Raw genomic sequence first — 24,187 nt, forward strand, 5'->3', positions numbered from 1 at the left:
TCCCACACTGTGGAAGAGGGCTTGCCCCGCGACAGGTCCGTCTGGATTTACAGCTTGATCCAGGTCGCCTTCAGCTCGGTGTACTTGTCCAGCGCGTGCAGCGACTTGTCACGGCCGTTGCCCGACTGCTTGAAGCCGCCGAACGGTGCGGTCATGTCGCCGCCATCGTACTGGTTGACCCACACGCTACCGGCACGCAGGGCCTTGGCGGTCAGGTGCGCCTTGGAGATGTCGGCGGTCCACACACCGGCAGCCAGGCCGTATGGGGTGTCGTTGGCGATGTTGATCGCCTCGATGGTGGTGTCGAAGGTGATCACCGACAGGACCGGGCCGAAGATCTCTTCCTGGGCGATCTTCATGGCGTTGGTCACGCCGTCGAAGATGGTCGGTTCGACATAGGTGCCGCCGGTTTCTTCGAGAATGCGCTTGCCGCCCACCAGCAGCTTGGCACCATCGCTGTGGCCAGCGTCAATGTAGGACAGCACGGTGTTCATCTGCTGGGTATCGACCAGAGCACCGACGGTGGTAGCTGGGTCAAGCGGGTTGCCCGGCTTCCAGGCCTTGAGTGCTTCGAGCACCAGCGGCAGGAACTTGTCCTTGATCGAGCGCTCGACCAGCAGGCGCGAACCTGCGGTGCAGACTTCGCCCTGGTTGAAGGCAATGGCGCTGGCGGCGGCCTCGGCGGCGGCGTTGAGGTCGGGGGCGTCAGCGAAGACGATGTTCGGGCTCTTGCCGCCGGCTTCCAGCCAGACGCGCTTCATGTTCGACTCACCCGCGTAAATCATCAGCTGCTTGGCGATCTTGGTCGAACCGGTGAACACCAGGGTATCGACGTCCATGTGCAGGGCCAGGGCCTTGCCAACGGTGTGGCCATAGCCTGGCAGCACGTTGAGTACGCCCGCCGGGATGCCGGCCTCGATCGCCAGTTGGGCGATACGGATGGCAGTCAGCGGTGATTTTTCCGAAGGCTTGAGCACCACCGAGTTACCGGTGGCCAGGGCCGGGCCGAGTTTCCAGCTGGCCATCAGCAGCGGGAAGTTCCACGGCACGATGGCGGCAACCACGCCCACCGGCTCGCGGGTCACCAGGCCGAGCTGGTCGTGCGGGGTAGCGGCGACTTCGTCGTAAATCTTGTCGATCGCTTCGCCGTTCCAGCTCAGGGCCTGGGCGGCGCCTGGCACGTCGATGTTCAGCGAGTCGCTGATCGGCTTGCCCATGTCCAGGGTTTCCAGCAGGGCCAGCTCTTCGACGTTCTGCCTGAGCAGCGCGGCGAAACGAATCATGGTGGCCTTACGCTTGGCCGGGGCCAGGCGCGACCAGACGCCGGAGGCGAAGGTGGCACGGGCGTTTTCAACGGCGCGGTTGGCGTCGGCCTCGTCACAGCTGGCGATCTGCGCCAGGAGGCGTCCGTCGACCGGGCTGAGGCACTCGAACGTGGCGCCGGAAACGGCAGCGGTGTATTCACCATTGATGAAAGCACGGCCTTCGATCTTCAGTTGCTGGGCACGCTGTTCCCAGTCCGCACGAGTCAGGGTGGTCATACGAAACTCCTCCTCTTGTTAAGGTGCAGTGCCGCGCGAGGGCTTGGGGGCACTGTCGAAAATTCTGGCTGGGCGACACAGGCGCACAGGCACCTGCCACCCTAAACCACCGGCGCCCTAATTTTCAATATATTTGACATAATCACACCAAACACCTACTGATGTTCATTTTATTAAACAACAAAAAGGGGACCCGATCATGCGCATTGACCAGATCATCGACTTCGCCCAAGTGCTGACCGAGGCTGAACGCTACCGTCCTGCCGCGGAAAAGATACTCAAGGGCGAACCGGATCAAGCCGTCTATAACCACTATGCCAGCCCTTGCGGACAATTCGCCGCCGGCGTCTGGGAAGGCGAAGTCGGTCAATGGACCGTCAATTACACCGAACACGAGTATTGCGAGATCGTTCAAGGCGTCTCGGTGCTTCGCGACGAGGCAGGCGGGGCAAAAACCCTGCGCGCGGGCGACCGCTTCGTGATCCCGGCGGGCTTCAAGGGCACCTGGGAAGTGCTGGAGCCGTGCCGCAAGATCTATGTGATGTTCGAGCAGAAGTAAATAACTACCACTCGGGCTGGACCTGACCGACGGAGCATGGCGCTGCCCAATTGGGTATGTACTCAATGAAAGGAAGCAACGCCATGACCAACGAAGAAGCCCTGCAACACATCAATCACCTTGTCGGCACCCGCTATGTACCTAGTGCCAAGGCCTACATCAGCGAACTGACCGGCCGCGCTCACGTGGTCGGTGCGGGTGAGTTCTCCACCCGCGAGTACGACCCGAGCCGTATCCAGGTGATTGCTAACGACGAAGGCATCATCCAGTCGTTTCATTTCAGCTAATTTCAAAGCGGCATAAAAAAAGGGCCCGTATCCTGAGATACGGGCCCTTTTTTCGTCAGCCGGATCAATTACTTGATCTTGGCTTCCTTGTAGATCACGTGCTTGCGAACAACCGGATCGAATTTTTTGATTTCGATTTTGTCCGGAGTGGTGCGCTTGTTCTTGTCGGTGGTGTAGAAGTGGCCGGTATTAGCGGTCGACACCAGACGGATCAATTCACGCATGATTCTCTCCCTTAGACCTTAGCGCCGTTACGGCGAATGTCGACCAGAACGGCATCAATGCCGCGCTTGTCGATGATACGCATGCCTTTGGCAGATACGCGCAGACGCACGAAACGCTTCTCGGACTCGACCCAGAAGCGATGATGCTGCAGGTTCGGCAGGAAACGACGACGGGTTTTGTTGTTTGCGTGGGAAATGTTATTCCCGGTTACCGGACCCTTACCGGTAACTTGACAGACTCTCGACATGCCTCAGCCCTCTAAAACCACATGCCCAACCCGGCATGGGTTGGCCGCTTAATCTCTCAGTCTTTGGCGCCAGGCGCCGTGTTTCTTCAGGGTCTTATCGACTCGGTCAGCAGATGCGACAAGCCGAGCCCCTAGAAAAGAGCGCTGCTTTATACCAGAAAGACCAGAGCACAACAACAGAAGATGTGCTTTGACTTGCTGTTTGACACGCCGGACCAGCATAACCACTGGCCCGGCCGGCTGTCGACCGCCCGTCGCTCGATCGGCAAAAAAGGATATGGTCATTTGTCTCACGGCACACTAGGGTAGGACTTTTCCAGACTGCACTGGCAGATGGGCCATCGATCAGCCAAGGAATCCCCATGCGTGCTGCCGCTCTACCCCTGTTGTTCGCCACCTTGCTCGGCCCGGCTTTCGCCCAGGCGGCTGCGCTGAGTGTGTGCACCGAAGCCAGCCCCGAAGGCTTCGACGTGGTCCAGTACAACTCGCTGACCACCACCAATGCCTCGGCCGACGTACTGATGAACCGCCTGGTCGAGTTCGATGCGCGCCAGGGTCAGGTGGTGCCGAGCCTGGCCGAAAGCTGGACGGTTTCGCCAGACGGCCTGATCTATGAGTTCAAGTTGCGCCCGGGGGTAAAGTTCCATAGCACCGGCTACTTCAAGCCCGGGCGCACGCTGGATGCCGACGACGTGCTGTTCAGTTTTCAGCGCATGCTCTACCCCGCCCATTCCTGGCACAAGATCGCCCAGAGCGGCTATCCGCACGCCCAGTCGCTGCAGCTACCCAGCCTGATCAAGCAGATCGAGGCCGTCGACCCGCTGACCGTGCGCTTTACCCTCGACCATCCCGACGCCACGTTCCTGGCCACCCTGAGCATGGGCTTTGCCTCGATCTATTCTGCCGAGTATGCCGACCAGTTGCTCAAGGCCGGCACCCCGGAGAAACTCAACAGCCAGCCGATCGGCACCGGGCCGTTTGTGTTCAATCGTTTCCAGAAGGACGCGGTGATCCGCTACCGCGCCAACCCGGACTACTTTGCCGGCAAGCCGGGCGTCGACCCGCTGATCTTCGCCATCACCCCCGATGCCAACGTGCGCCTGCAAAAGCTCAAGCGCAATGAATGCCAGATCGCCCTGTCGCCGAAACCGCTGGATATCGCCGCGGCCAGCGAGGATCCGACCCTCAAGGTGGAAAAGACCGAAGCCTTCATGACCGCTTTCGTCGCCATCAATAGCCAGCACGCACCGCTGGACAAGCCGGAAGTACGCCAGGCAATCAACCTCGCCTTCGACAAGGCCAGCTACCTCAAGGCCGTGTTCGAAGGCACCGCCGTCGCCGCCAATGGCCCGTATCCGCCCAACACCTGGAGCTACGCCAAGGACCTGCCAGGCTATCCGGCCAACCTCGACAAGGCTCGGGCCCTGCTGGCCAAGGCCGGCCTCAAGGACGGCTTCAGCACCACCATCTGGACCCGCCCGCAAGGCAGCCTGCTCAACCCCAACCCCAGCCTCGGCGCGCAATTGCTGCAGGCCGACCTGGGCAAGATCGGCATCAAGGCTGAAATCCGCGTGATCGAATGGGGCGAGCTGATCCGCCGGGCCAAGGCTGGCGAGCACGACCTGCTGTTCATGGGCTGGGCCGGTGACAACGGCGATCCGGACAACTTCCTCAGCCCGCAGTTTTCCTGCGCGGCGGTCAAGTCCGGGACCAACTTCGCCCGTTACTGCGATCAGCGCCTCGACCAGTTGATCAGCGCCGGCAAGACCACCAATGACCAGAGCGTGCGCAGCCGTCTGTACCAACAGGCGCAGACGCTGATTCAGCAGCAGGCCTTGTGGCTGCCCCTGGCCCACCCGACCGCCGCCGTACTGGCGCGCAAGGATGTCCAGGGTTACCAGGTCAGCCCGTTCGGTCGCCAGGACTTCGCCGGGGTCAGCACCTCGCGCTAGAGCCAGCCGTGCTCGGCCATCGACAGTGGCTCGCCGTCGCCGATGACGAAGTGGTCGAGCACGCGCACTTCGATCATGTCCAGCGCCTTGGTCAGGCGCCGGGTCAGGACCAGGTCGGCATCGCTGGGCTCGCTCACGCCTGAAGGATGGTTGTGGCAGAGGATCAACGCCGCGGCGTTATGGGCCAGGGCGCGCTTGATCACCTGCCGCGGATAGACGCTGGCGCTGTTGATCGAGCCCTGGAACAGCGCCTCGAAGGCCAGCACCCGGTGCTTGCTGTCGAGAAACAGGCAACCGAAGACCTCATGCGGCTCGTGGCGCAGGCGCGCCTTGAGGTAGTCCTTGACCGCCTGCGGGCTCTGCAGGGCTGAATCGCGCCGCAGGCCCTCGGCCAGGTGGCGCCGGGACATTTCCAGCACGGCCTGCAACTGGGCGAACTTTGCCGGGCCCAGGCCGAGCTCGCCATTGAAGCTGCGGCTGTCTGCCTCCAGCAGCCCGCGCAGGCTGCCGAAGCGCCCGAGCAGATGCCTGGCCAAGTCGACCGCGCTACGCCCACGCACCCCGGTGCGCAAAAAAATCGCCAGCAGCTCGGCATCCGACAGGTTACCCGCCCCCGACTCCAGCAGTTTTTCCCGCGGGCGCTCCGCCGCAGGCCAATCCCTGATACTCATGACAATTCCCTCTGTCTTTCGGTTACTGCTCCCGGTTTGAGCCCTGTGCTACATTAGCCGCTCATTTTTACGCGACGAACCGGCCTGGGGAGGCGTCGTCGCCGCGTGCAATCACTGAGCAAAAGGCAAGCCTATGCAGCGGCTGTATCGGAAGCGCATCGTTCTCGGCGTCGGCGGCGGCATTGCCGCCTACAAGAGTGCCGAGCTGGTTCGCCGACTCCTGGAACACGGCGCCCAAGTGCGCGTCGTCATGACCCGTGGCGGGGCCGAATTCATCACCCCGCTGACCATGCAGGCCCTGTCCGGCCACCCGGTGCACATGGACCTATTGGACCCTGCTGCCGAAGCGGCGATGGGCCATATCGAGCTGGCCAAGTGGGCCGACCTGGTGCTGATTGCCCCAGCCACCGCCGACCTGCTCGCGCGCCTGGCCCAGGGTGTCGCCGACGATCTGCTGACCACCCTGGTGCTGGCCACCGATGCCACCGTGGCCGTGGCCCCGGCGATGAACCAGGCGATGTGGCGCGACCCGGCCACCCAGGCCAATCTGGAGTTGCTGCAAAGCCGTGATATCCAGGTGTTCGGCCCCGCCTCCGGCAGCCAGGCCTGTGGCGACGTGGGCCTGGGCCGCATGCTCGAAGCCACCGACCTGGCCTGGTGCGCCGCCGAGACTTTCAAGCGCGAGTCGCTGACCGGCAAGCACGTGTTGATCACTGCCGGCCCGACCCAGGAAAACATCGACCCGGTGCGCTACATCACCAACCACAGCTCGGGGAAAATGGGCTTTGCCCTGGCTGAAGCCGCCGTGGAAGCTGGCGCCAAGGTGACCCTGGTGACCGGCCCGGTGAATCTGCCGACACCCGACCGCGTCACCCGCATCGACGTGGTCAGCGCCCGCGACATGCTTGCCGCCTGTGAAGCCGCCATCCCCTGCGATGTGTTCATCGCCTCGGCAGCAGTCGCAGACTACCGCCCAGAAGTAGTGGCCCCGCAAAAACTCAAGAAAGACCCTACGACAGGTGACGGCCTGCTGCTGCAGATGGTCCGCAACCCGGACATTCTTGCCAGCATCTCCACCCGTCCTGACCGCCCGTTCAGCGTCGGCTTTGCCGCCGAGACCGAACACTTGCTCGATTACGCCGCGCGCAAGCTCAAGGACAAGAACCTCGACCTGATTGTCGCCAACGATGTGGCCAACCCCAGCATCGGCTTCAACAGCGAGGAGAACGCCTGCAGCGTCATCGACCGTCAACTTCACGCAACAGTTTTCGCGCAGACCAGCAAGGGCAAGATCGCCCGCCAGCTGGTAGCCTTCATTGCCGAACGTCTCAACCAGGTTTAATTTCGCATGCACGCTCTACAAGCCAAGATTCTCGATCCACGCATCGGCAGCGAGTTCCCGCTGCCGCAGTACGCCACCCCGGGTTCGGCCGGCCTTGACCTGCGCGCCATGCTCAAGCAAGACACCGTCCTCGAGCCAGGCCAGACCCTGCTGATCCCTACCGGCCTGTCGGTGTACATCGGCGATCCGGGCCTGGCGGCGCTGATCCTGCCGCGCTCGGGCCTTGGCCATAAACATGGCATCGTCCTCGGCAACCTGGTCGGCCTGATCGACTCCGACTACCAGGGCGAGCTGATGGTCTCGTGCTGGAACCGCGGCCAGACCCCATTCACCATCGCCATCGGCGAGCGCATTGCGCAGCTGGTGCTGGTACCCGTGGTACAGGCGCACTTCGATATCGTCGAAACCTTCGACGAAAGCCAGCGTGGCGCTGGCGGCTTCGGTCATTCCGGTAGCCATTGAGGCGCTTCCAGCAGGTGCTGCCGGGGCTATTGATAGCCCTGGCTGGCCTGCTTGCGGGCGTACTACTGACTTGGCTCACCGCAGTACTGCCTGGCCAGCGTGAGCACCGCAACAACCTGGCTTACGCCCAGGCCGGTGCACTCGTATCGCGCCTGGACGCCTCGATCATTGCCGTCAGCAGCGAAGTGAACGCCCTGGCGAGAAGCCCGGCGGTACTGGCATTGGTTCAATCACCTGACCCAAAAAAGCTGCTTGGCGCATTCGCCCACCTCGACGGCCTGGTGGCGGCACAGTTGCTCAAACCTGGACAGGCCGCCTCGAGCCCACCCATGAGCGACCCCGTGCTCGACATGGTCCGGCGCGCCGAGCGCGGCGTTCCACCTGCCCTTGAAGCCTATCCTGAGGCTGGACAGCAACGGGTTTTCAGCGTCACCGCACTGCGTGAGTCTGCTGACGCCCCCGTACAGGCCATTCTGGTGCTCACATTCGCGCTCTCACGCTTCACTGACCCACTGCAGCGCGATGCGGGTACGATTGGTCAGATGCGACTGACACAATTGGTGTTCAACGACCCACCCATCGAGCTTTTCAACCACGGCCACAGCCAGGCGCCGGCATTGCACCAGTTGGGCACTGCCAACGCCACCTGGGCCTTGGGGTTTCAGCCCGGCCCCTTGATCGAGAACGCCTCGGCATACAGGTTCAACCCCTGGCTGCTGCTCGCCGCCTTTCTAGCGTTGTCCGGCCTGTTCGGCGGCTTTTGGTTAACCGCCAGACGCTCCCAGAATGGGGCCGTAAACATCAGCTGAATGTAGACAGAACAGACTTTACCGGCGAACTCTGTCGCGAAAATGCCGTCAAAGGCGGACATATTGACTCGCGCAGTGGCTGCCGCTGACGCTCTCAGCAACCCTTTTAGATTGGAGTTTCCCAGGTGACCAGCATGGAACGAGTGACCCCGAACCTTCCCGCCAGCATCTTCCGCGCCTACGATATCCGTGGCGTGGTCGGTGACACCCTGACCGCCGAAACCGCTTATTGGATCGGCCGCGCCATCGGCGCCCAGACGCTGGCCCAGGGTGAGCCGAACATCTCGGTCGGCCGCGACGGGCGCCTGTCGGGGCCAATGCTGGTCGAGCAACTGATCAAGGGCCTGGTCGAAGCCGGCTGCAAGGTCAGTGACGTCGGCCTGGTGCCGACCCCAGCCCTCTACTACGCCGCCAACGTACTGGCCGGCAAGTCCGGAGTGATGCTCACCGGCAGCCACAACCCGCCGAACTACAACGGCTTCAAGATCGTCATCGCCGGCGACACCCTGGCCAACGAGCAGATCCAGGCTCTGTTGATCCGCCTGCAAACCAACGACCTGAGCCGCGGCGAAGGCAGCGTCGAGAAAGTCGAAATCCTCGAGCGCTATTTCAAACAGATCGCCGGCGATATCAAGCTGGCGAAGAAGCTCAAGGTGGTGGTGGACTGCGGCAACGGTGCGGCTGGCGTGATTGCCCCGCAGCTGATCGAAGCCCTGGGCTGCGAAATGATCCCGCTGTTCTGCGAGGTCGATGGCAACTTCCCCAACCACCACCCGGACCCGGGCAAGCCTGAGAACCTGGTCGACCTGATCGCCAAGGTCAAGGAAACCGGCGCCGACCTGGGCCTGGCCTTCGATGGCGATGGCGACCGCGTCGGCGTGGTCACCAACACCGGCAACATCGTCTACCCCGACCGCCTGCTGATGCTGTTCGCCCAGGACGTGCTGGAGCGCAATCCGGGCGCCGAGATCATCTTCGACGTCAAATGCACCCGCCGCCTGACCCCGCTGATCGAGCAGTACGGCGGCCGCGCGCTAATGTGGAAAACCGGTCACTCGTTGATCAAGAAGAAGATGAAACAGACCGGCGCCCTGCTCGCCGGTGAAATGAGCGGCCATATTTTCATCAAGGAACGCTGGTACGGTTTTGACGATGGTATTTACAGTGCCGCGCGCCTGCTGGAGATCCTCAGCAAGGCCAAAACCGATGCCGAACAGCTGTTCGCGGCGTTCCCGAACGATATTTCCACGCCGGAAATCAACATTGATGTGACCGACGAGGGTAAATTCAGCATCATTGATGCACTGCAACGCAACGCCGACTGGGGCAACGACGCCAACCTGACCACCATCGATGGTGTGCGGGTCGACTACCCACAAGGCTGGGGCCTGGTTCGCGCCTCCAACACCACGCCGGTGCTGGTATTGCGCTTCGAGGCCGACACTGACGCCGAACTGCAGCGTATCCAAGAGGTATTCCGCGCCCAGCTAAAGCGCGTTGCCCCTGACCTGCAACCCGAGTTCTGACCGACTATCTGTTCCAACTGGAGCCCTGCATGACCCTCGATCGCGATGCCGCCACCCATGTCGCCCAGGTTTTGTCCGAAGCGCTGCCTTATATCCGCCGCTTTGTCGGCAAGACCCTGGTGATCAAATACGGCGGCAACGCGATGGAGAGCGAAGAGCTCAAAACCGGTTTTGCCCGCGACGTGGTGCTGATGAAAGCGGTCGGCATCAACCCGGTGGTCGTGCACGGTGGCGGCCCGCAGATCGGTGACCTGCTCAAGCGCCTGTCGATCGAAAGCCACTTCATCGACGGCATGCGCGTTACCGACGCGCAAACCATGGACGTGGTGGAGATGGTCCTCGGCGGCCAGGTCAACAAGGACATCGTCAACCTGATCAACCGTCATGGCGGCAGCGCCATCGGCCTGACCGGCAAGGATGCCGAGCTGATTCGCGCGAAGAAGCTCACCGTCAGCCGCCAGACGCCAGAGATGACCACCCCGGAAATCATCGACATCGGTCATGTGGGCGAAGTGGTCGGGGTGAACACCGACCTGCTCAACATGCTGGTCAAAGGTGACTTCATTCCGGTGATCGCGCCGATCGGCGTGGGCGCCAACGGCGAGTCGTACAACATCAACGCCGACCTGGTGGCCGGTAAGGTTGCCGAAGCACTGAAAGCTGAAAAGCTGATGCTGCTGACCAACATCGCCGGCCTGATGGACAAGCAAGGCACCGTGCTCACCGGCCTGACCACCGAGCAGGTCAACGAACTGATCGCCGACGGCACCATTTACGGCGGCATGCTGCCGAAAATCCGCTGCGCCCTTGAAGCGGTGCAAGGCGGGGTCAACAGCTCGCACATCATCGATGGCCGGGTGCCGAACGCGGTACTGCTGGAGATCTTCACCGACAGCGGCGTAGGCACCCTGATTACCAACCACAAGCCGCGCTAAGGCACAAAAAAGGCGACCCTCGGGTCGCCTTTTTGTTTGCCTCAGATACCGTACTGAGCCCGGTAGGCCTCGACGGCCGGCAAGTGCTGCTTGAGCGCCGGGTCGTCGGCGAGGAACTCCAGCACCTGGGTCAGCGAGACGATGCTCACCACCGGAATGCCGAAGTCGCGCTCCACTTCCTGGATCGCCGACAGCTCGCCGTTGCCGCGCTCCTGGCGGTTCAGCGCGATCAACACGCCAGCAGCCTTGGCTTGCTGGCCCTGGATGATCTGCATGACTTCGCGGATGGCGGTACCGGCAGTGATCACGTCGTCGATGATCAGCACATCGCCGGTCAGCGGTGCGCCGACCAGGCTGCCGCCTTCACCGTGGGCCTTGGCCTCTTTGCGGTTGAAGCACCACGGCAGGTCGAGGTCATGGTGCTCGGCCAGGGCCACGGCAGTGGCTGCCGCCAGGGGGATACCCTTGTAGGCCGGGCCGAACAGCACGTCGAACGGGATCTTGCTGTCGACGATTGCCGCAGCATAGAAACGCCCGAGCTGAGCCAGGGCCGAACCGCTGTTGAACAGGCCGGCGTTGAAGAAGTACGGGCTGGTGCGCCCGGACTTGAGGGTGAACTCACCGAAGCGCAGAACCCCGCGGTCGATGGCAAAACGAATGAAGTCGCGCTGATACGGCTGCATGAAGAGTCCCGGATACCACGGATTTAGCTAATTGAGTACAGCTCGGGTATCATACACGCACGAGATTTTTGGGGCCATTTATGCGGATCATCAGTGTGAACGTTAATGGCATTCAGGCTGCCGTTGAGCGTGGTTTGCTCAGCTGGCTACAAGCCCAGAATGCTGACGTCATCTGCCTTCAGGATACCCGCGCCTCGGCCTTTGAACTCGACGACCCAGCTTTCCAGCTCGATGGCTACTTCCTTTATGCCTGCGACGCAGAAGTTCCCGCCCAAGGCGGCGTGGCACTTTATTCGCGGTTGCAGCCCAAGGCAGTCATCAGCGGCCTGGGCTTCGAGACAGCCGACCGCTACGGACGTTACCTGCAGGCCGATTTCGACAAGGTAAGTATTGCAACCCTGTTGCTACCTTCGGGAATGAACGGCGATGAAGACTTGAACCAGAAGTTCAAGTTGATGGACGACTTCGCCAAGTACCTGGACAAGCAGCGGCGCAAGCGTCGCGAGTATATCTATTGCGGCTCGTTGTACGTGGCGCAACAGAAGCTCGACGTCAAGAACTGGCGCGATGGCCAGCAGTCTCCAGGCTTCCTGGCGCCGGAACGCGCCTGGATGGACGAGATTGTCGGCAACATGGGCTATGTCGATGCCCTGCGCGAAGTCAGCCGTGAAGGCGACCAGTACAGCTGGTGGCCAGACAACGAGCAGGCCGAGATGCTCAACCTGGGCTGGCGCTTCGACTACCAGCTGCTGACCCCGGGCCTGCGCCGCTTTGTTCGCAGCGCACGCCTGCCACGCCAGCCGCGCTTCTCCCAGCACGCGCCGCTGATCGTGGATTACGACTGGACGCTGACCATCTAAGTCGTGCAGCCACAAAAAAACCGACTTCATGTCGGTTTTTTTGTGGCTTCAGCTTTTATCAGATCATTATTTGATCGGCCGCCAGGTCAGCGGGTAGCGATAGGGCTGGCCTTCGTTGGCCTTGACCCCGGCGATGATGGTCAGAATCAGCACGGCGATCATCAGCATGCCAAACAGCACGATGCCGATCAGGACAAACATCAGCAGCCCACAGATGATTCCGGCGATGAATACTGTGATCTGGAAGTTCAGTGCCTCCTTGCCCTGGGCATCGACGAACGGGTCGACGTCCTTTTTCCAGATCCACATCACCAGCGGCCCCAACAGGCTGCCGAAGGGGAAGACCAGGCCGAGCAAGGCAGCCAGGTGACAGAACATCGCCCATTGCCGGACTTCGGCGTTGGGAGTGGGCAACTGCAAGGGCTGCTCGGTCATGCTCTGCTCCTGGGCTTGGGTGTATCAGTCAGCCAGCGAGGCCTGCTGCAGTTCGAACAGGTCAACCATGCCTTTTTGCGCCAGTGCCAACATGGCGTTGAGCTCTTGCGGCTGGAATGGCGCGCCTTCGGCAGTGCCTTGTACTTCGATGAAGCCGCCTGCGCTGGTCATCACCACGTTCAGGTCGGTCTCGGCGGCCGAGTCTTCGAGGTAGTCCAGATCGAGCACCGGCTCACCCTGGTACATGCCTACCGAGACGGCTGCGATCATGTGCTTGAGCGGGTCACCGCCCTTCAGGCCGCCGCGCTTCTTGACCACGCGCAGGGCATCAACCAGGGCAACCATGGCGCCGGTGATCGAAGCGGTGCGGGTGCCGCCGTCGGCCTGAATCACGTCGCAGTCGACGTACAGGGTGATGTCGCCCAGCTTGCTCATGTCCAGCGCAGCGCGCAGGGAGCGGCCAATCAGGCGCTGGATTTCGAGGGTGCGACCGCCTTGCTTGCCACGGCTGGCTTCGCGCTGGTTACGCTCGCCGGTAGAACGCGGCAGCATGCCGTATTCGGCCGTCAGCCAGCCCTGGCCCTGGCCTTTGAGGAAGCGCGGGACACCGTTCTCGACACTGACGGTACAGATGACTTTGGTGTCACCGAACTCGACCAGTACTGACCCCTCGGCGTGTTTGGTGTAGTTGCGGGTGATGCGGATCGAGCGGAGCTGATCGGCAGCGCGACCACTTGGACGTTTCATTTGGGATACCTGTACTGGACTTGAATCTGCCCAGCATTATAGAGCGCGCCGGGCGATGAGGACACGCCTATTGTCGCAGGCCCCGAAACAGACGGCCCAGGGCCGCAGGTCGGGTTTTTCCGGGAACCGCGTGAGGGTTTGTAACATCAGTTGATTGGGAGCCAGCGCCGCACTGCGCTACAATCCTGCGCCTTCAGCCGCTTGGCTTTCCTTCATCTTTTGCGCGAGGTACTTCCCATGGTGCACAGCATGACCGCTTTTGCTCGCGTCGAGCGCGCCGGTAGCCAGGGCACCCTGATCTGGGAACTGCGCTCAGTCAATCATCGTTACCTGGAGCCGCACCTGCGCCTGCCAGAAGCCTTCCGCGACCTCGAGGGCGCCGTGCGCGAAAGCCTGCGCCAGGGCCTGTCGCGCGGCAAGGTCGAATGCACCCTGCGCTTCAACGAAGAAAACAACGGCAAGGCCCTGCAGGTTGATCGCGAGCGCGCCGCGCAACTGGTTGCCGCCGCCGAGACAGTCGCCAGCCTGATCAAGCAGCCGGCGCCGCTCAACCCGCTCGAGGTTCTGGCCTGGCCCGGCGTGCTGGTGGCCGATGCCGCCGACCCGCAGGCGCTCAACAGCGAGGCCATGGCCCTGTTCGAAGAGGCCCTGAACGAGCTGAAGAACGGCCGCAACCGCGAAGGCGCAGAACTCGCGCGACTGATCAACGAGCGCCTGGACAACATGGCCAGCGAGGTCACCACCTTGCGCGCCCTGGTGCCGCAGATGCTCGCGGCGCAACGGCAGAAGATCCTCGACCGCTTCAGCGACATGCAGGCCGAGCTCGACCCGCAGCGCCTGGAGCAAGAGATGGTCATGCTCGCGCAAAAGAGCGACGTCGCCGAAGAACTCGACCGCTTGAGCACCCACGTCACCGAAGTGCGCCGCGTGCTCAAGTCCGGCGGTGCCGCCGGCCGGCGCCTGGACTTCCTGATGCAGGAGCTCAACCGCGAAGCCAATACCCTGGGCTCCAAAGCCTTCGACCCACGCAGCACCCAGTCCGCGGTCAACCTCAAGGTACTGATCGAGCAGATGCGTGAACAAGTACAGAACATTGAGTAAGGCCACCCCGACCATGAATCACAGCAGCGGCACCCTTTACATCGTTTCGGCCCCCTCCGGCGCCGGCAAGACCAGCCTGGTCAAAGCCCTGATCGATGCTGACAACAGCATCCAGGTGTCGGTCTCACACACCACCCGGGCCATGCGCCCGGGCGAAGTGCACGGCGTGAACTATCACTTCGTCGAGCACACCGAGTTCAAGCTGATGATCGAGCAAGGCGACTTCCTCGAGCAGGCCGAGGTCTTCGGTAACTTCTACGGGACTTCGCGCAGCGCGCTGCAACAGGCGCTCGACCAGGGCCAGGACCTGATCCTCGAGATCGACTGGCAAGGCGCCCAGCAGGTGCGCACGCTGATGCCCGAGGCGCGCTCGATCTTCATCCTGCCGCCGACCCAGGAAGCCCTGCGCCAGCGCCTGACCAACCGCGGCCAGGACAGCGACGAGATCATCGAAGGACGGATGCGTGAAGCAGTGAGCGAGATGAGTCACTACGACGAGTATGACTTTGTCATCATCAACGATGACTTCGCCACGGCACTGGAAGACCTCAAGGCGGTGTTCCGCGCCAATCGCCTGCTGCAAGCCAACCAGCAGCAGCGTCATGGCCAGTTGCTCAAGCAATTGCTTGCCTGAGCAACCTGCCGCTCCAGCCGCTTAGCGGCGGCTGGAGACCGTGGCGTGACGATGCAGGGTCATGCCCAGGAAGAACGCCGGCGCACGCAGACGCGACAGCATCATCAGCACCAGGCCGAGTACGGTGATGATCATTGCGATCACGAACACCAGGCCCAACCCGCCCACATGCGAACCGCTGCCGAACGACGGCGAAGCGCTGTCGATGGCTGTCTGCAGGAAAATCACCGAAAGGATGCCACCGCCAAGCAGCGGGCACAGGCCGCGCATCAGGAAATGCCGCACGCTGTCGAACAGGCTGTGGCGGAAGTACCAGACGCAAGCATAGGCAGTCAGCGAATAGTAGAAGCAGATCATCATGCCCAGGGCGGTGATGGTGTCTGCCAGGACGTTTTCGCTCAAGGTACGCATGGTCACGTAGAACACACCTGCCGCCATGCCGGCGCAGATGGTGGCGTAGCGCGGGGTTTTCGAGCGCGGGCAGATGCTGGCGAAACGCTCGGGCACAGCGCCGTAGTAACCCATGGCCAGCAACGTGCGCGCCGGCGATACGAAAGTGGACTGCAGCGAGGCGGCAGTGCTGGCCAGCACCGCGATCGACATCAGGATAGCCAGCGGCCCCATGACCGGGCCGGCCAGGTGAGCGAAGACGTTTTCCTGGATGCGCGGGTTGTTCAGGCCCAGGCCAATGTCACCGATACCGGCGAATTGCAGGGTAGCGATTGCTGTGACCAGGTACAGGCCAAGAATCAGCAGCACCGTCAGGGTCGCCGCACGGCCAGGGGTATCACCGCTGCCGACCGATTCTTCACTGATGCTCAGGCACACGTCCCAGCCCCAGAAAATGAAAATCGACAGCGACAGGCCGGCGGTAAAGGCCGAGAACGACTCAACGCCGAAGGGGTTGAACCAGTCCAGGTCGAACGCCAACGGTGGCGTCGCCGACGACTCGCCAAACGCAGCCATGGCAAAGCCCACCAGCACCACCAGTTGCAAGGCCACCAGGCCGTACTGCACGGTCATGGTCGTGGCGATGCCGCGACAGCAGATCCACACCGCCATGGCGATGAACACGCAACAGGTGACGACATTGATCAACAGGTTGTCGCTGAGCGCAGCCACCTCGTGGCTGCCGGTGATCTGCCCAAGGAATAGATAGAAGAAGTCGACGGCCACCCCGGCCAGGTTGGACAGCACGATGGTGGTTGCGGTAACCAGCCCCCAGCCGCCAATCCAGCCGATCATCGGGCCGAACGCCCGTGCCGACCAGGTAAAGGAAGTACCGCTGTCAGGCTCGGCCGCATTCAGTTCGCGGTAACCCAGGGCCACCAGCAGCATCGGCAGGAAGCCAACGATGAATACCGCCGGCAGATGAGCCCCGACTTCACGCACGGTCGGGCCCAACGCACCAGTCAGGGTGTAGACCGGAGCGATGGTGGAAATGCCCAGCACGATGCTGGCCAGCAGTCCGAGCCGGCCCTTGGCCAGCCCCTTGGATCGCCCGCCCTCACCTGGGGACAGGCCTGCTTTGTGTTCACTCATGAGTAGTTGCCGCCAATATTGGTATTGTTTTTCAGGACGCCCCGCGGGGTGTCCGCTTTCACTCATTGAAACCTGTTGCGTGGTACTTCAAGCCCGGATCAACCGGCTGACCTCATAGGATCTTCTCCCGGATCCGCTCGCCCATGGCACGGGTCAGGCATGCCTCACGAAACGCCTGGAACAGGCGCAGCGAGACCGGGTTGTCGGCAAAACGGTACTCGGGGTGCCATTGCACGCCGACCACAAAGCCTGGGGCGTCTTGCATCGACACCGCTTCGATCAGCCCGTCGGGGGCCAATGCCTCGGCGCGCAAGCCGCCAGCCAGGCGATCGATACCCTGGCTGTGCAGCGAATTGACCATGAAGCTGTGCTCCATCCCCAGGCGTTCGAACAACCCGCCGGGCTGGACAGTGACCAGGTGACGGGGGCTGTACTGTTCTTCCAGCGGGGCGTCCTGCGGCTCGCGATGATCCAGGTAACCCGGCAGTTCCTGCACCCGCTGGTGCAGGGTGCCACCGAGGGCCACGTTGAGTTCCTGGAAACCACGGCAGATGCAGAACACCGGCACGCCGTCGGCAATCGCCGCCTGCAGCAGCGGCAGGGTCAGTCGATCGCGAAACACGTCGTGCTGGGTCCCTTCCACGCTGGGGGCGCCATTGTAATGATGCGGCTCGACATTTGAAGGCGAACCGGTAAAAAGAATGCCATCGAGCCGCTCCAGTACGCGGCGCGGGTCGCTGGGCTCGGCCCTGGCCGGGAGGATCAGGGGGATCCCGGCAAAGCCTGCGGCCTCGACATATTTGTCGCCCACGGTGTGCGACGAGTTCTTGCCCAGTTGCTGGCGGCAAGCGGAAACGCCAATCAAAGGCGGCATTGCTGCGGTAGTTTGCATGGGTTCACCCTCCCTTACAGCTTGATCCAGGTCGCCTTGAGTTCGGTGTATTTGTCGAAAGCGTGCAACGATTTGTCCCGGCCATTACCCGACTGCTTGAAGCCGCCAAACGGTGCGGTCATGTCGCCGCCGTCGTACTGGTTGACCCAGACACTGCCAGCACGCAGGGCGCGAGCGGTGTTGTGGGCACGGGAAATGTTGCTGGTCCACACCGCCGCCGCCAGGCCGAAGGGCGAATCGTTGGCAATGTCGATGGCTTGTTCGGCGCTATCGAAGGTGATCACCGACAGCACTGGGCCGAAGATTTCTTCGCGGGCGATACGCATGGCATTGGTCACGCCATCGAAGATCGCTGGCTGCACGTAAACACCGCAGGTGTCTTCCAGCACCCGCTCGCCACCGGTGACCAGGGTGGCACCGTCTGCCTTGCCGGCTTCGATGTAACCGAGCACGGTGTCCAGTTGGGTGGTGTCGACCAGGGCGCCGACGCGGGTGTCCGGGTCCAGCGCATGGCCAGGCTTCCAGGCCTTGAGGGCCTCGACCACCATCGGCAGGAACTGGTCCTTGATCGAGCGTTCAACCAACAGGCGCGAACCGGCAATGCACACTTCGCCCTGGTTGAAGGCGATAGCGCTGGCCGCAGCTTCGGCGGCGGCCTGCAGGTCCGGGGCGTCGGCGAAGACGATATTCGGGCTCTTGCCACCGGCTTCGAGCCAGACGCGCTTCATGTTCGACTCGCCGGCGTAGACCATCAGCTGCTTGGCAATGCGGGTGGAACCGGTGAACACCAGGGTATCGACGTCCATGTGCAGGGCCAGGGCCTTGCCGACGGTGTGGCCGTAACCTGGCAGCACGTTGAGGACACCCGCCGGCAAACCGGCTTCGATCGCCAGTTGGGCGATACGAATGGCGGTCAGCGGCGATTTTTCGGACGGCTTGAGGATCACCGAGTTACCGGTGGCCAGGGCCGGGCCGAGTTTCCAGCAGGCCATCATCAGTGGAAAGTTCCACGGAACAATGGCCGCGACCACGCCGACCGGCGAGCGGGTGACCAAACCCAGCTGGTCGGACGGGGTCGCAGCAACTTCGTCGTAAATCTTGTCGATGGCTTCAGCGTTCCAGCGGATGGCGTTGGCCGCCGCCGGAATGTCGATGCTCAGGGCATCGGCAATCGGCTTGCCCATGTCCAGGGTCTCGAGCAATGCCAGTTCTTCGGCATTGGCCAGAAGCAAATCTGCAAAGGCAATCAGCACCCGCTTGCGCTGGGCCGGCGCCTGGTTGGCCCAGACGCCACTGTCGAAACTGCGCCGGGCCGCAGCGACCGCGCGTTCGGCATCGGCGCTGTCACAGCTGGCGATCTGCGCCAGCTGGCGGCCGTCGACCGGGCTTGAACACTCGAAAGTCTCACCGGACACACTGGCGCAGTACTGGCCGTCGATGAAGGCGCGGCCTTCGATGTTCAGGCCTTGGAAAAGCTGTTCCCAGTGTTGGCGTGGTGCTGTTGTCATTGTTGTTTTCTCCGGCGTCACACCGTGTGCAGGTACCAGTTGTATTCGAGGTCGGAAATCGACACCTCGAACTCGGCCATCTCGCTTTCCTTGCAGGCGACAAAAATATCGATGTAGTCGGAGCTGATGTACTTGTTCAGCACTTCACTGTCATCGAGCTCACGCAGCGCATCGCGCAGGTTGTTCGGCAGGCTCTGCTCCAGCTGCTCGTAGGAGTTGCCCTCGATAGGCGCTCCCGGCTCGATCTGGTTGGTCAGGCCGTGGTGGATGCCGGCGAGAATGGCCGCCATCATCAAGTACGGGTTGGCATCGGCGCCGGCAACCCGGTGCTCGATACGCACGGCATCGCTGCTGCCGGTCGGCACGCGGACCGCTACGGTGCGGTTGTCCAGCCCCCAGCTCGGCGCGTTGGGCACGTAGAACTGGGCACCGAAACGCCGGTAGGAGTTGATGTTCGGGCACAGGAAGGCCATTGACGCTGGCATGGTCTCGAGCACGCCACCAATGGCGTGGCGCAGGGTTTCGCTTTGCTCGGGGTCTTCGCTGGTGAAGATGTTCTTGCCGGTTTTTTTGTCCAGCAACGAGATATGCACGTGCAGGCCGTTACCGGCCTGGCCCGGATAGGGCTTGGCCATGAAAGTGGAGTCCATTTCATGGTCGTAGGCGATGTTCTTGATCAGGCGCTTGAGCAACACCGCGTAGTCGCAGGCCTTCATCGGGTCGGCAACGTGGTGCAGGTTGACCTCGAACTGCGCCGGGGCGCTTTCCTTGACGATCGCATCCGCCGGGATGCCCTGCTCCTTGGCGGCTTCAAGCATGTCCTGCAGGCAATCGACGTATTCGTCGAGATCGTCGATCAGGTACACCTGGGTCGACTGCGGGCGCTTGCCGGAGATCGGCGAACGCGGCGGTTGCGGGCGGCCGTTGAGGTTGTCCTGGTCGATCAGGTAGAACTCAAGCTCAAACGCCGCGCAAATATCCAGGCCCAGCGCATCGAACTTCTCCACCACGCTGCGCAGCACTTCCCGCGGGTCGGCGAAGAATGGCGTGCCGTCCAGTTCATGCATGGTCATCAGCAATTGCGCGGTCGGACGCTTCTGCCACGGCTCGTAGGCCAAGGTACCGGGGATCGGGAAGCAGATGCGGTCGGCGTCGCCGATGTCCAGGCCCAGGCCGGTGCTTTCGACGGTCGAGCCGTTGATGTCCAGGGCAAACAGCGAAGCCGGCAGGTTGATGCCTTTTTCGTAGACTTTAACCAGGCTTGCACGCTCGATGCGCTTGCCACGCACCACGCCGTTCATGTCTGCAATCAGCAGATCGACAAATTGCACCTCAGGGTGGGCCTGGAGAAATTCGCCCATCTCATCGAGAGGGATGGCGCACGGGGAGACCGACGTCATGGCTAGGCATCCTTTGATTTTTTATCGAACGACATGGAGGAGGTACTACTGCGCTATCGAGAGCGGCGATGGTTTCATTTGTTCTTTTTAAGTGGTCCCATCGTGGGGAACAGCTGAACGCCGTGGGTTCGCACGGACGTTCCAGATTTTTCTGACAACGTCGCGACTTGATTCACGACTGCCGCCTCACTATAGAATGGCCCCCACGCAACAGACATTGGCATTTAGGCAAGTAAAGAGTGCATCCATGCAATATCAGATCAGCCACGCCGACCTTTCCCTGGTGCTTGCACTGGTCCGCGGCCGCTCCCTGGCCAAGGCCGCCGAGCTGCTGAAGGTCGATGTATCGACTGTTTTTCGTTCGATCCGGCGCATGGAAGCCGCCCTGGGTACCGCGTTGTTCGTCAAAAGCCGCAAAGGCTACATCCCCACCGGTACCGCCCAGGCCCTGGCCGAGCAGGCCGAACGCGCCGAGCAGGCACTGGATGCCGCGCGGGTGGCGCTGGAACTCGGTGAGCAGGTGGTCAGCGGCACGGTGCGCCTGACCTGCACCGACGCCGTGCTGCACAGCCTGTTGCTGCCAGCGCTGGCCGAGTTCATGCCGGCGTATCCGGCGCTGTCGCTGGAGCTGGCGACCTCCAACACCTTTGCCAACCTCAGCCGGCGCGATGCCGACCTGGCGCTGCGCCTGACCAACACCCCGCCGGAGCACCTGGTCGGGCGCTGCCTGGGATCGGCGTCCTATGTGGTGTGCGGCCGCGAAGAGTTTCGCGACAAGCTCAAGGACGCGCCGGCGGCGCTTCCGTGGATAGCCCCGGACGACACCATGCAGGACCACCCCACCGTGGTCTGGCGCAGCGAACACCTGCCCGGGGTCACGCCGCGCTACCGTTGCAGCAGCATCTCGGCGATTGCCCAGCTGGTAACCGCCGGCCTGGGCGTGGCGGCCCTGCCAGACTACATGGCCCATACCCTGCCCGGCGTCGAATCGCTGAGCGCTGCCCTGCCCGGCTGCGACACCGAAGTCTGGCTGCTGACCCGCCCCGATTGCCGCGCCTTGCGTTCAGTGCAGACGCTGTTCGACGAATTGACCCCGCGCCTGCGCGATGCCTTGGGTCGCCAGTGAAATCGTCCTCGCGGGGCAAGCCCGCTCCCACAGAACCTCTGTAGGAGCGGGCTTGCCGCGCGATGCTATTGAATTGAGCACGCATACAAGACAGTTGTGCTAGAGCCCTGCAAGTAGGTATCGTCGAGGTATCAAGGGCTCGAAATGAAATCAGCGCTTCCCTAAAGGCTGGTGATTTTTTAAACTATCGAGTCCGCTCGCCCTTTCGGGCTGAACTCCGCATTTGCTACTTGAGGAAGACCATGGCCCGCGTAACCGTTGAAGACTGCCTAGAACACGTGGCTAACCGTTTTGAGCTGGTCATGCTCTCCACCAAACGTGCCCGTCAACTGGCCACCGGCGGCAAAGAGCCGAAGCTGCCATGGGAAAACGACAAACCTACCGTCATGGCCCTGCGCGAAATCGCTGAAGGCATCTGCACTGATGAGTTCATGGCTGCAGAGTCGATCCAGACTCAAGTTGAGCCAATGTTCGCGTTCGGCGAGGGTGACGAGACCAACGAGGCGGTCTAAGCCCATGCCTGGTCGACGTAGTACGGCACCGGTCATCGTCCCTTGGCAAGAGGTCATCCCATGCCGAGCATAGACGCCCTCGCCGATCGCTTGTCGACCTACCTCGGCGCCGACCAGGTCAACCTGGTGCGCCGGGCGTATTTCTACGCCGAACAAGCCCACGACGGCCAGCGCCGTCGCAGCGGCGAAGCCTACGTCACGCACCCGCTGGCGGTGGCAAGCATCCTTGCCGACATGCACATGGACCATCAGAGCCTGATGGCCGCCATGCTTCATGACGTGATCGAAGACACCGGCATCGCCAAGGAAGCACTCAGCTCGCAATTTGGCGAAACCGTGGCCGAACTGGTCGACGGCGTCAGCAAGCTGACCCAGATGAACTTCGAGACCAAGGCCGAAGCCCAGGCGGAAAACTTCCAGAAAATGGCCATGGCCATGGCCCGGGATATCCGTGTGATCCTGGTCAAGCTGGCCGACCGCCTGCACAACATGCGCACCCTCGAAGTGCTGTCCGGCGAAAAGCGCCGGCGCATCGCCAAAGAAACCCTGGAAATCTACGCCCCCATCGCCAACCGCCTGGGCATGCACAGTGTGCGCGTAGAGTTCGAAGACCTCGGCTTCAAGGCCATGCACCCGATGCGCTCGGCGCGCATCTACCAGGCGGTCAAGCGCGCCCGCGGCAACCGCAAGGAAATCGTCAACAAGATCGAAGAGTCGCTGGCCCACTGCCTGGCGGTCGACGGTATCGAAGGCGAAGTCAGCGGCCGGCAGAAGCACCTCTATGGCATCTACAAGAAGATGCGCGGCAAACGCCGGGCCTTCAACGAGATCATGGACGTCTACGCGTTCCGCATCATCGTCGACAAGGTCGACACCTGCTACCGCGTGCTGGGCGCCGTGCACAACCTGTACAAGCCGCTGCCGGGGCGCTTCAAGGATTACATCGCGATCCCCAAGGCCAACGGCTACCAGTCGCTGCATACCACGCTGTTCGGCATGCACGGGGTCCCGATCGAGATCCAGATCCGCACCCGCGAAATGGAAGAGATGGCCAACAACGGCATCGCCGCCCACTGGCTGTACAAGTCCAGTGACGACGAGCAGCCCAAGGGCACCCATGCCCGGGCGCGCCAATGGGTCAAAGGCGTGCTGGAAATGCAGCAACGCGCGGGCAACTCCCTTGAATTCATCGAGAGCGTGAAGATCGACCTGTTCCCGGACGAGGTCTATGTGTTCACGCCCAAGGGCCGGATCATGGAGCTGCCCAAAGGCTCCACGGCGGTCGACTTCGCCTACGCGGTGCACACCGACGTCGGCAACAGCTGCATTGCCTGCCGCATCAACCGCCGCCTGGCGCCGCTGTCCGAACCGCTGCAGAGCGGCTCGACGGTCGAGATCGTCAGCGCCCCGGGGGCGCGACCGAACCCGGCCTGGCTCAACTTCGTGGTGACCGGCAAGGCCCGTACGCACATCCGCCATGCGCTCAAACTGCAGCGCCGCTCGGAATCCATCAGCCTCGGCGAACGCCTGCTGAACAAGGTTCTCAACGGCTTCGACAGCGCCCTGGACAAGATCCCCCAGGAGCGCATCCAGGCCATGCTCGGCGAATACCGCCTGGAGCTGATCGAAGACCTGCTCGAAGACATCGGCCTGGGCAACCGCATGGCCTACGTAGTGGCCCGCCGCCTGCTGTCCACCGAAGGCGAGCAACTGCCAAGCCCGGAAGGCCCGCTGGCCATTCGCGGCACCGAAGGCCTGGTGTTGAGCTACGCCAAATGCTGCACGCCGATCCCGGGCGACCCGATTGTCGGTCACCTGTCGGCGGGCAAAGGCATGGTGGTACACCTGGAAAACTGCCGCAACATCAGCGAAATCCGCCACAACCCGGAAAAATGCATCCAGCTGTCCTGGGCCAAGGATGTCACCGGCGAATTCAACGTCGAGCTGCGCGTCGAGCTTGAGCACCAGCGCGGCCTGATCGCGCTGCTGGCCAGCAGCGTCAACGCCGCCGACGGCAATATCGAGAAAATCAGCATGGATGAACGCGATGGTCGCATCAGCGTGGTCCAACTGGTGGTCAGCGTGCACGACCGTGTGCACCTGGCACGCGTGATCAAGAAACTGCGCGCCCTGACCGGGGTGATCCGAATCACCCGCATGCGTGCGTAGCCCAATAACAGCAAGGAGTCAT

Annotated in this window: 24 protein-coding genes and 1 pseudogene; 14 read left to right on the plus strand and 11 right to left on the minus strand. The window is 62.3% G+C overall.

Annotation, left to right across the window (positions count from 1 at the left end):
• Nucleotides 1–47: 47 nt before the first annotated feature.
• On the minus strand, nucleotides 48–1,541 hold the full coding sequence (locus ACZ9A3_RS23165) for an aldehyde dehydrogenase (protein WP_476253160.1): 1,494 nt from the start codon (nucleotides 1,539–1,541) through the stop codon (nucleotides 48–50).
• Between the two features lie 199 nt (nucleotides 1,542–1,740).
• Between ACZ9A3_RS23165 and ACZ9A3_RS23170 the strand changes: the two genes are divergently transcribed.
• Nucleotides 1,741–2,100, plus strand: coding sequence for a cupin domain-containing protein (locus ACZ9A3_RS23170; RefSeq protein ID WP_045199603.1), 360 nt, complete (start codon nucleotides 1,741–1,743; stop codon nucleotides 2,098–2,100).
• Between the two features lie 83 nt (nucleotides 2,101–2,183).
• Entirely contained in the window at nucleotides 2,184–2,387 is a 204-nt protein-coding gene (locus ACZ9A3_RS23175; protein ID WP_093378037.1) for a hypothetical protein, read from the plus strand.
• A 68-nt stretch (nucleotides 2,388–2,455) separates the two neighbouring features.
• On the opposite strand, the gene rpmG is transcribed toward ACZ9A3_RS23175, so the two are convergent.
• Together rpmG and rpmB are read right to left on the minus strand one after the other, a co-directional pair.
• Entirely contained in the window at nucleotides 2,456–2,611 is a 156-nt protein-coding gene (gene rpmG, locus ACZ9A3_RS23180; RefSeq protein ID WP_010225867.1) for a 50S ribosomal protein L33, read from the minus strand.
• Between the two features lie 11 nt (nucleotides 2,612–2,622).
• Complete coding sequence (gene rpmB / locus ACZ9A3_RS23185; protein ID WP_010225868.1) at nucleotides 2,623–2,859, minus strand: 50S ribosomal protein L28; 237 nt, start codon at nucleotides 2,857–2,859, stop codon at nucleotides 2,623–2,625.
• 362 nt (nucleotides 2,860–3,221) lie between these two features.
• Between rpmB and ACZ9A3_RS23190 the strand changes: the two genes are divergently transcribed.
• The gene (locus ACZ9A3_RS23190) at nucleotides 3,222–4,811 is read left to right on the plus strand and encodes an ABC transporter substrate-binding protein (RefSeq protein ID WP_093378032.1); all 1,590 of its coding nucleotides are present in this window, start codon (nucleotides 3,222–3,224) and stop codon (nucleotides 4,809–4,811) included.
• Here the strand turns inward: ACZ9A3_RS23190 and radC are convergent.
• On the minus strand, nucleotides 4,808–5,482 hold the full coding sequence (radC, locus tag ACZ9A3_RS23195; RefSeq protein WP_010225870.1) for a RadC family protein: 675 nt from the start codon (nucleotides 5,480–5,482) through the stop codon (nucleotides 4,808–4,810). The genes ACZ9A3_RS23190 and radC overlap by 4 nt on opposite strands.
• A gap of 133 nt (nucleotides 5,483–5,615) precedes the next feature.
• On the opposite strand from radC, the gene coaBC reads away from it, so the two are divergent.
• The 5 genes and pseudogenes from coaBC (at nucleotide 5,616) to argB (ending at nucleotide 10,556) form a co-directional block, all read left to right on the plus strand.
• Entirely contained in the window at nucleotides 5,616–6,824 is a 1,209-nt protein-coding gene (gene coaBC, locus ACZ9A3_RS23200; protein WP_010225871.1) for a bifunctional phosphopantothenoylcysteine decarboxylase/phosphopantothenate--cysteine ligase CoaBC, read from the plus strand.
• Nucleotides 6,825–6,830: 6 nt separating this feature from the next.
• Complete coding sequence (gene dut / locus ACZ9A3_RS23205) at nucleotides 6,831–7,286, plus strand: dUTP diphosphatase (protein ID WP_010225872.1); 456 nt, start codon at nucleotides 6,831–6,833, stop codon at nucleotides 7,284–7,286.
• Nucleotides 7,283–8,095, plus strand: a complete 813-nt coding sequence (locus ACZ9A3_RS23210) for a hypothetical protein (protein ID WP_476253161.1) — start codon at nucleotides 7,283–7,285, stop codon at nucleotides 8,093–8,095. Before dut ends, ACZ9A3_RS23210 begins: the two co-directional genes overlap by 4 nt.
• Nucleotides 8,096–8,244: 149 nt before the next feature.
• A pseudogene (locus tag ACZ9A3_RS23215) lies at nucleotides 8,245–9,621 on the plus strand (phosphomannomutase/phosphoglucomutase); the annotation flags it as partial.
• A gap of 29 nt (nucleotides 9,622–9,650) precedes the next feature.
• Complete coding sequence (gene argB, locus ACZ9A3_RS23220; RefSeq protein WP_045199591.1) at nucleotides 9,651–10,556, plus strand: acetylglutamate kinase; 906 nt, start codon at nucleotides 9,651–9,653, stop codon at nucleotides 10,554–10,556.
• A 41-nt stretch (nucleotides 10,557–10,597) separates the two neighbouring features.
• Here argB and pyrE read toward each other — a convergent pair whose 3' ends face one another.
• Complete coding sequence (gene pyrE, locus ACZ9A3_RS23225; RefSeq protein ID WP_010225878.1) at nucleotides 10,598–11,239, minus strand: orotate phosphoribosyltransferase; 642 nt, start codon at nucleotides 11,237–11,239, stop codon at nucleotides 10,598–10,600.
• An 80-nt stretch (nucleotides 11,240–11,319) separates the two neighbouring features.
• Between pyrE and ACZ9A3_RS23230 the strand changes: the two genes are divergently transcribed.
• Nucleotides 11,320–12,099: an exodeoxyribonuclease III gene (locus ACZ9A3_RS23230; protein WP_010225880.1), complete on the plus strand. Its 780-nt coding sequence runs from the start codon at nucleotides 11,320–11,322 to the stop codon at nucleotides 12,097–12,099.
• Nucleotides 12,100–12,165: 66 nt separating this feature from the next.
• Here ACZ9A3_RS23230 and ACZ9A3_RS23235 read toward each other — a convergent pair whose 3' ends face one another.
• Together ACZ9A3_RS23235 and rph are read right to left on the minus strand one after the other, a co-directional pair.
• Nucleotides 12,166–12,534 (minus strand): DUF4870 domain-containing protein, encoded by a 369-nt coding sequence (locus tag ACZ9A3_RS23235; protein WP_045199587.1) that lies wholly within the window; start codon nucleotides 12,532–12,534, stop codon nucleotides 12,166–12,168.
• Nucleotides 12,535–12,558: 24 nt separating this feature from the next.
• Nucleotides 12,559–13,281: a ribonuclease PH gene (gene rph / locus ACZ9A3_RS23240; RefSeq protein WP_045199585.1), complete on the minus strand. Its 723-nt coding sequence runs from the start codon at nucleotides 13,279–13,281 to the stop codon at nucleotides 12,559–12,561.
• A 237-nt stretch (nucleotides 13,282–13,518) separates the two neighbouring features.
• Here rph and ACZ9A3_RS23245 point away from each other — a divergent pair, with 237 nt between their 5' ends.
• Nucleotides 13,519–14,382: a YicC/YloC family endoribonuclease gene (locus tag ACZ9A3_RS23245; protein ID WP_045199583.1), complete on the plus strand. Its 864-nt coding sequence runs from the start codon at nucleotides 13,519–13,521 to the stop codon at nucleotides 14,380–14,382.
• Nucleotides 14,383–14,395: 13 nt separating this feature from the next.
• Entirely contained in the window at nucleotides 14,396–15,016 is a 621-nt protein-coding gene (gene gmk / locus ACZ9A3_RS23250) for a guanylate kinase (protein ID WP_045199581.1), read from the plus strand.
• Between the two features lie 21 nt (nucleotides 15,017–15,037).
• Here the strand turns inward: gmk and ACZ9A3_RS23255 are convergent, their stop codons facing one another.
• From ACZ9A3_RS23255 to ACZ9A3_RS23270, 4 genes are all read right to left on the minus strand, one after another.
• Nucleotides 15,038–16,558 (minus strand): APC family permease, encoded by a 1,521-nt coding sequence (locus ACZ9A3_RS23255; RefSeq protein WP_093378011.1) that lies wholly within the window; start codon nucleotides 16,556–16,558, stop codon nucleotides 15,038–15,040.
• Between the two features lie 112 nt (nucleotides 16,559–16,670).
• Nucleotides 16,671–17,450 (minus strand): gamma-glutamyl-gamma-aminobutyrate hydrolase family protein, encoded by a 780-nt coding sequence (locus ACZ9A3_RS23260; RefSeq protein ID WP_045199578.1) that lies wholly within the window; start codon nucleotides 17,448–17,450, stop codon nucleotides 16,671–16,673.
• Between the two features lie 14 nt (nucleotides 17,451–17,464).
• Nucleotides 17,465–18,958: an aldehyde dehydrogenase gene (locus ACZ9A3_RS23265; protein WP_045199576.1), complete on the minus strand. Its 1,494-nt coding sequence runs from the start codon at nucleotides 18,956–18,958 to the stop codon at nucleotides 17,465–17,467.
• A 17-nt stretch (nucleotides 18,959–18,975) separates the two neighbouring features.
• Nucleotides 18,976–20,358: a glutamine synthetase family protein gene (locus ACZ9A3_RS23270; protein WP_476253162.1), complete on the minus strand. Its 1,383-nt coding sequence runs from the start codon at nucleotides 20,356–20,358 to the stop codon at nucleotides 18,976–18,978.
• Between the two features lie 247 nt (nucleotides 20,359–20,605).
• Between ACZ9A3_RS23270 and ACZ9A3_RS23275 the strand changes: the two genes are divergently transcribed.
• From ACZ9A3_RS23275 to spoT, 3 genes are all read left to right on the plus strand, one after another.
• A complete protein-coding gene (locus ACZ9A3_RS23275; protein WP_258595518.1) occupies nucleotides 20,606–21,484 on the plus strand; it encodes a LysR family transcriptional regulator in 879 nt (292 codons plus the stop codon).
• Nucleotides 21,485–21,726: 242 nt separating this feature from the next.
• Nucleotides 21,727–21,996, plus strand: coding sequence for a DNA-directed RNA polymerase subunit omega (rpoZ, locus tag ACZ9A3_RS23280; protein ID WP_045199570.1), 270 nt, complete (start codon nucleotides 21,727–21,729; stop codon nucleotides 21,994–21,996).
• 60 nt (nucleotides 21,997–22,056) lie between these two features.
• On the plus strand, nucleotides 22,057–24,165 hold the full coding sequence (gene spoT / locus ACZ9A3_RS23285; RefSeq protein ID WP_045199568.1) for a bifunctional GTP diphosphokinase/guanosine-3',5'-bis pyrophosphate 3'-pyrophosphohydrolase: 2,109 nt from the start codon (nucleotides 22,057–22,059) through the stop codon (nucleotides 24,163–24,165).
• The last annotated feature ends 22 nt before the right edge of the window (nucleotides 24,166–24,187 follow it).

Source organism: Pseudomonas sp. TE4620 (genome assembly GCF_056279045.1).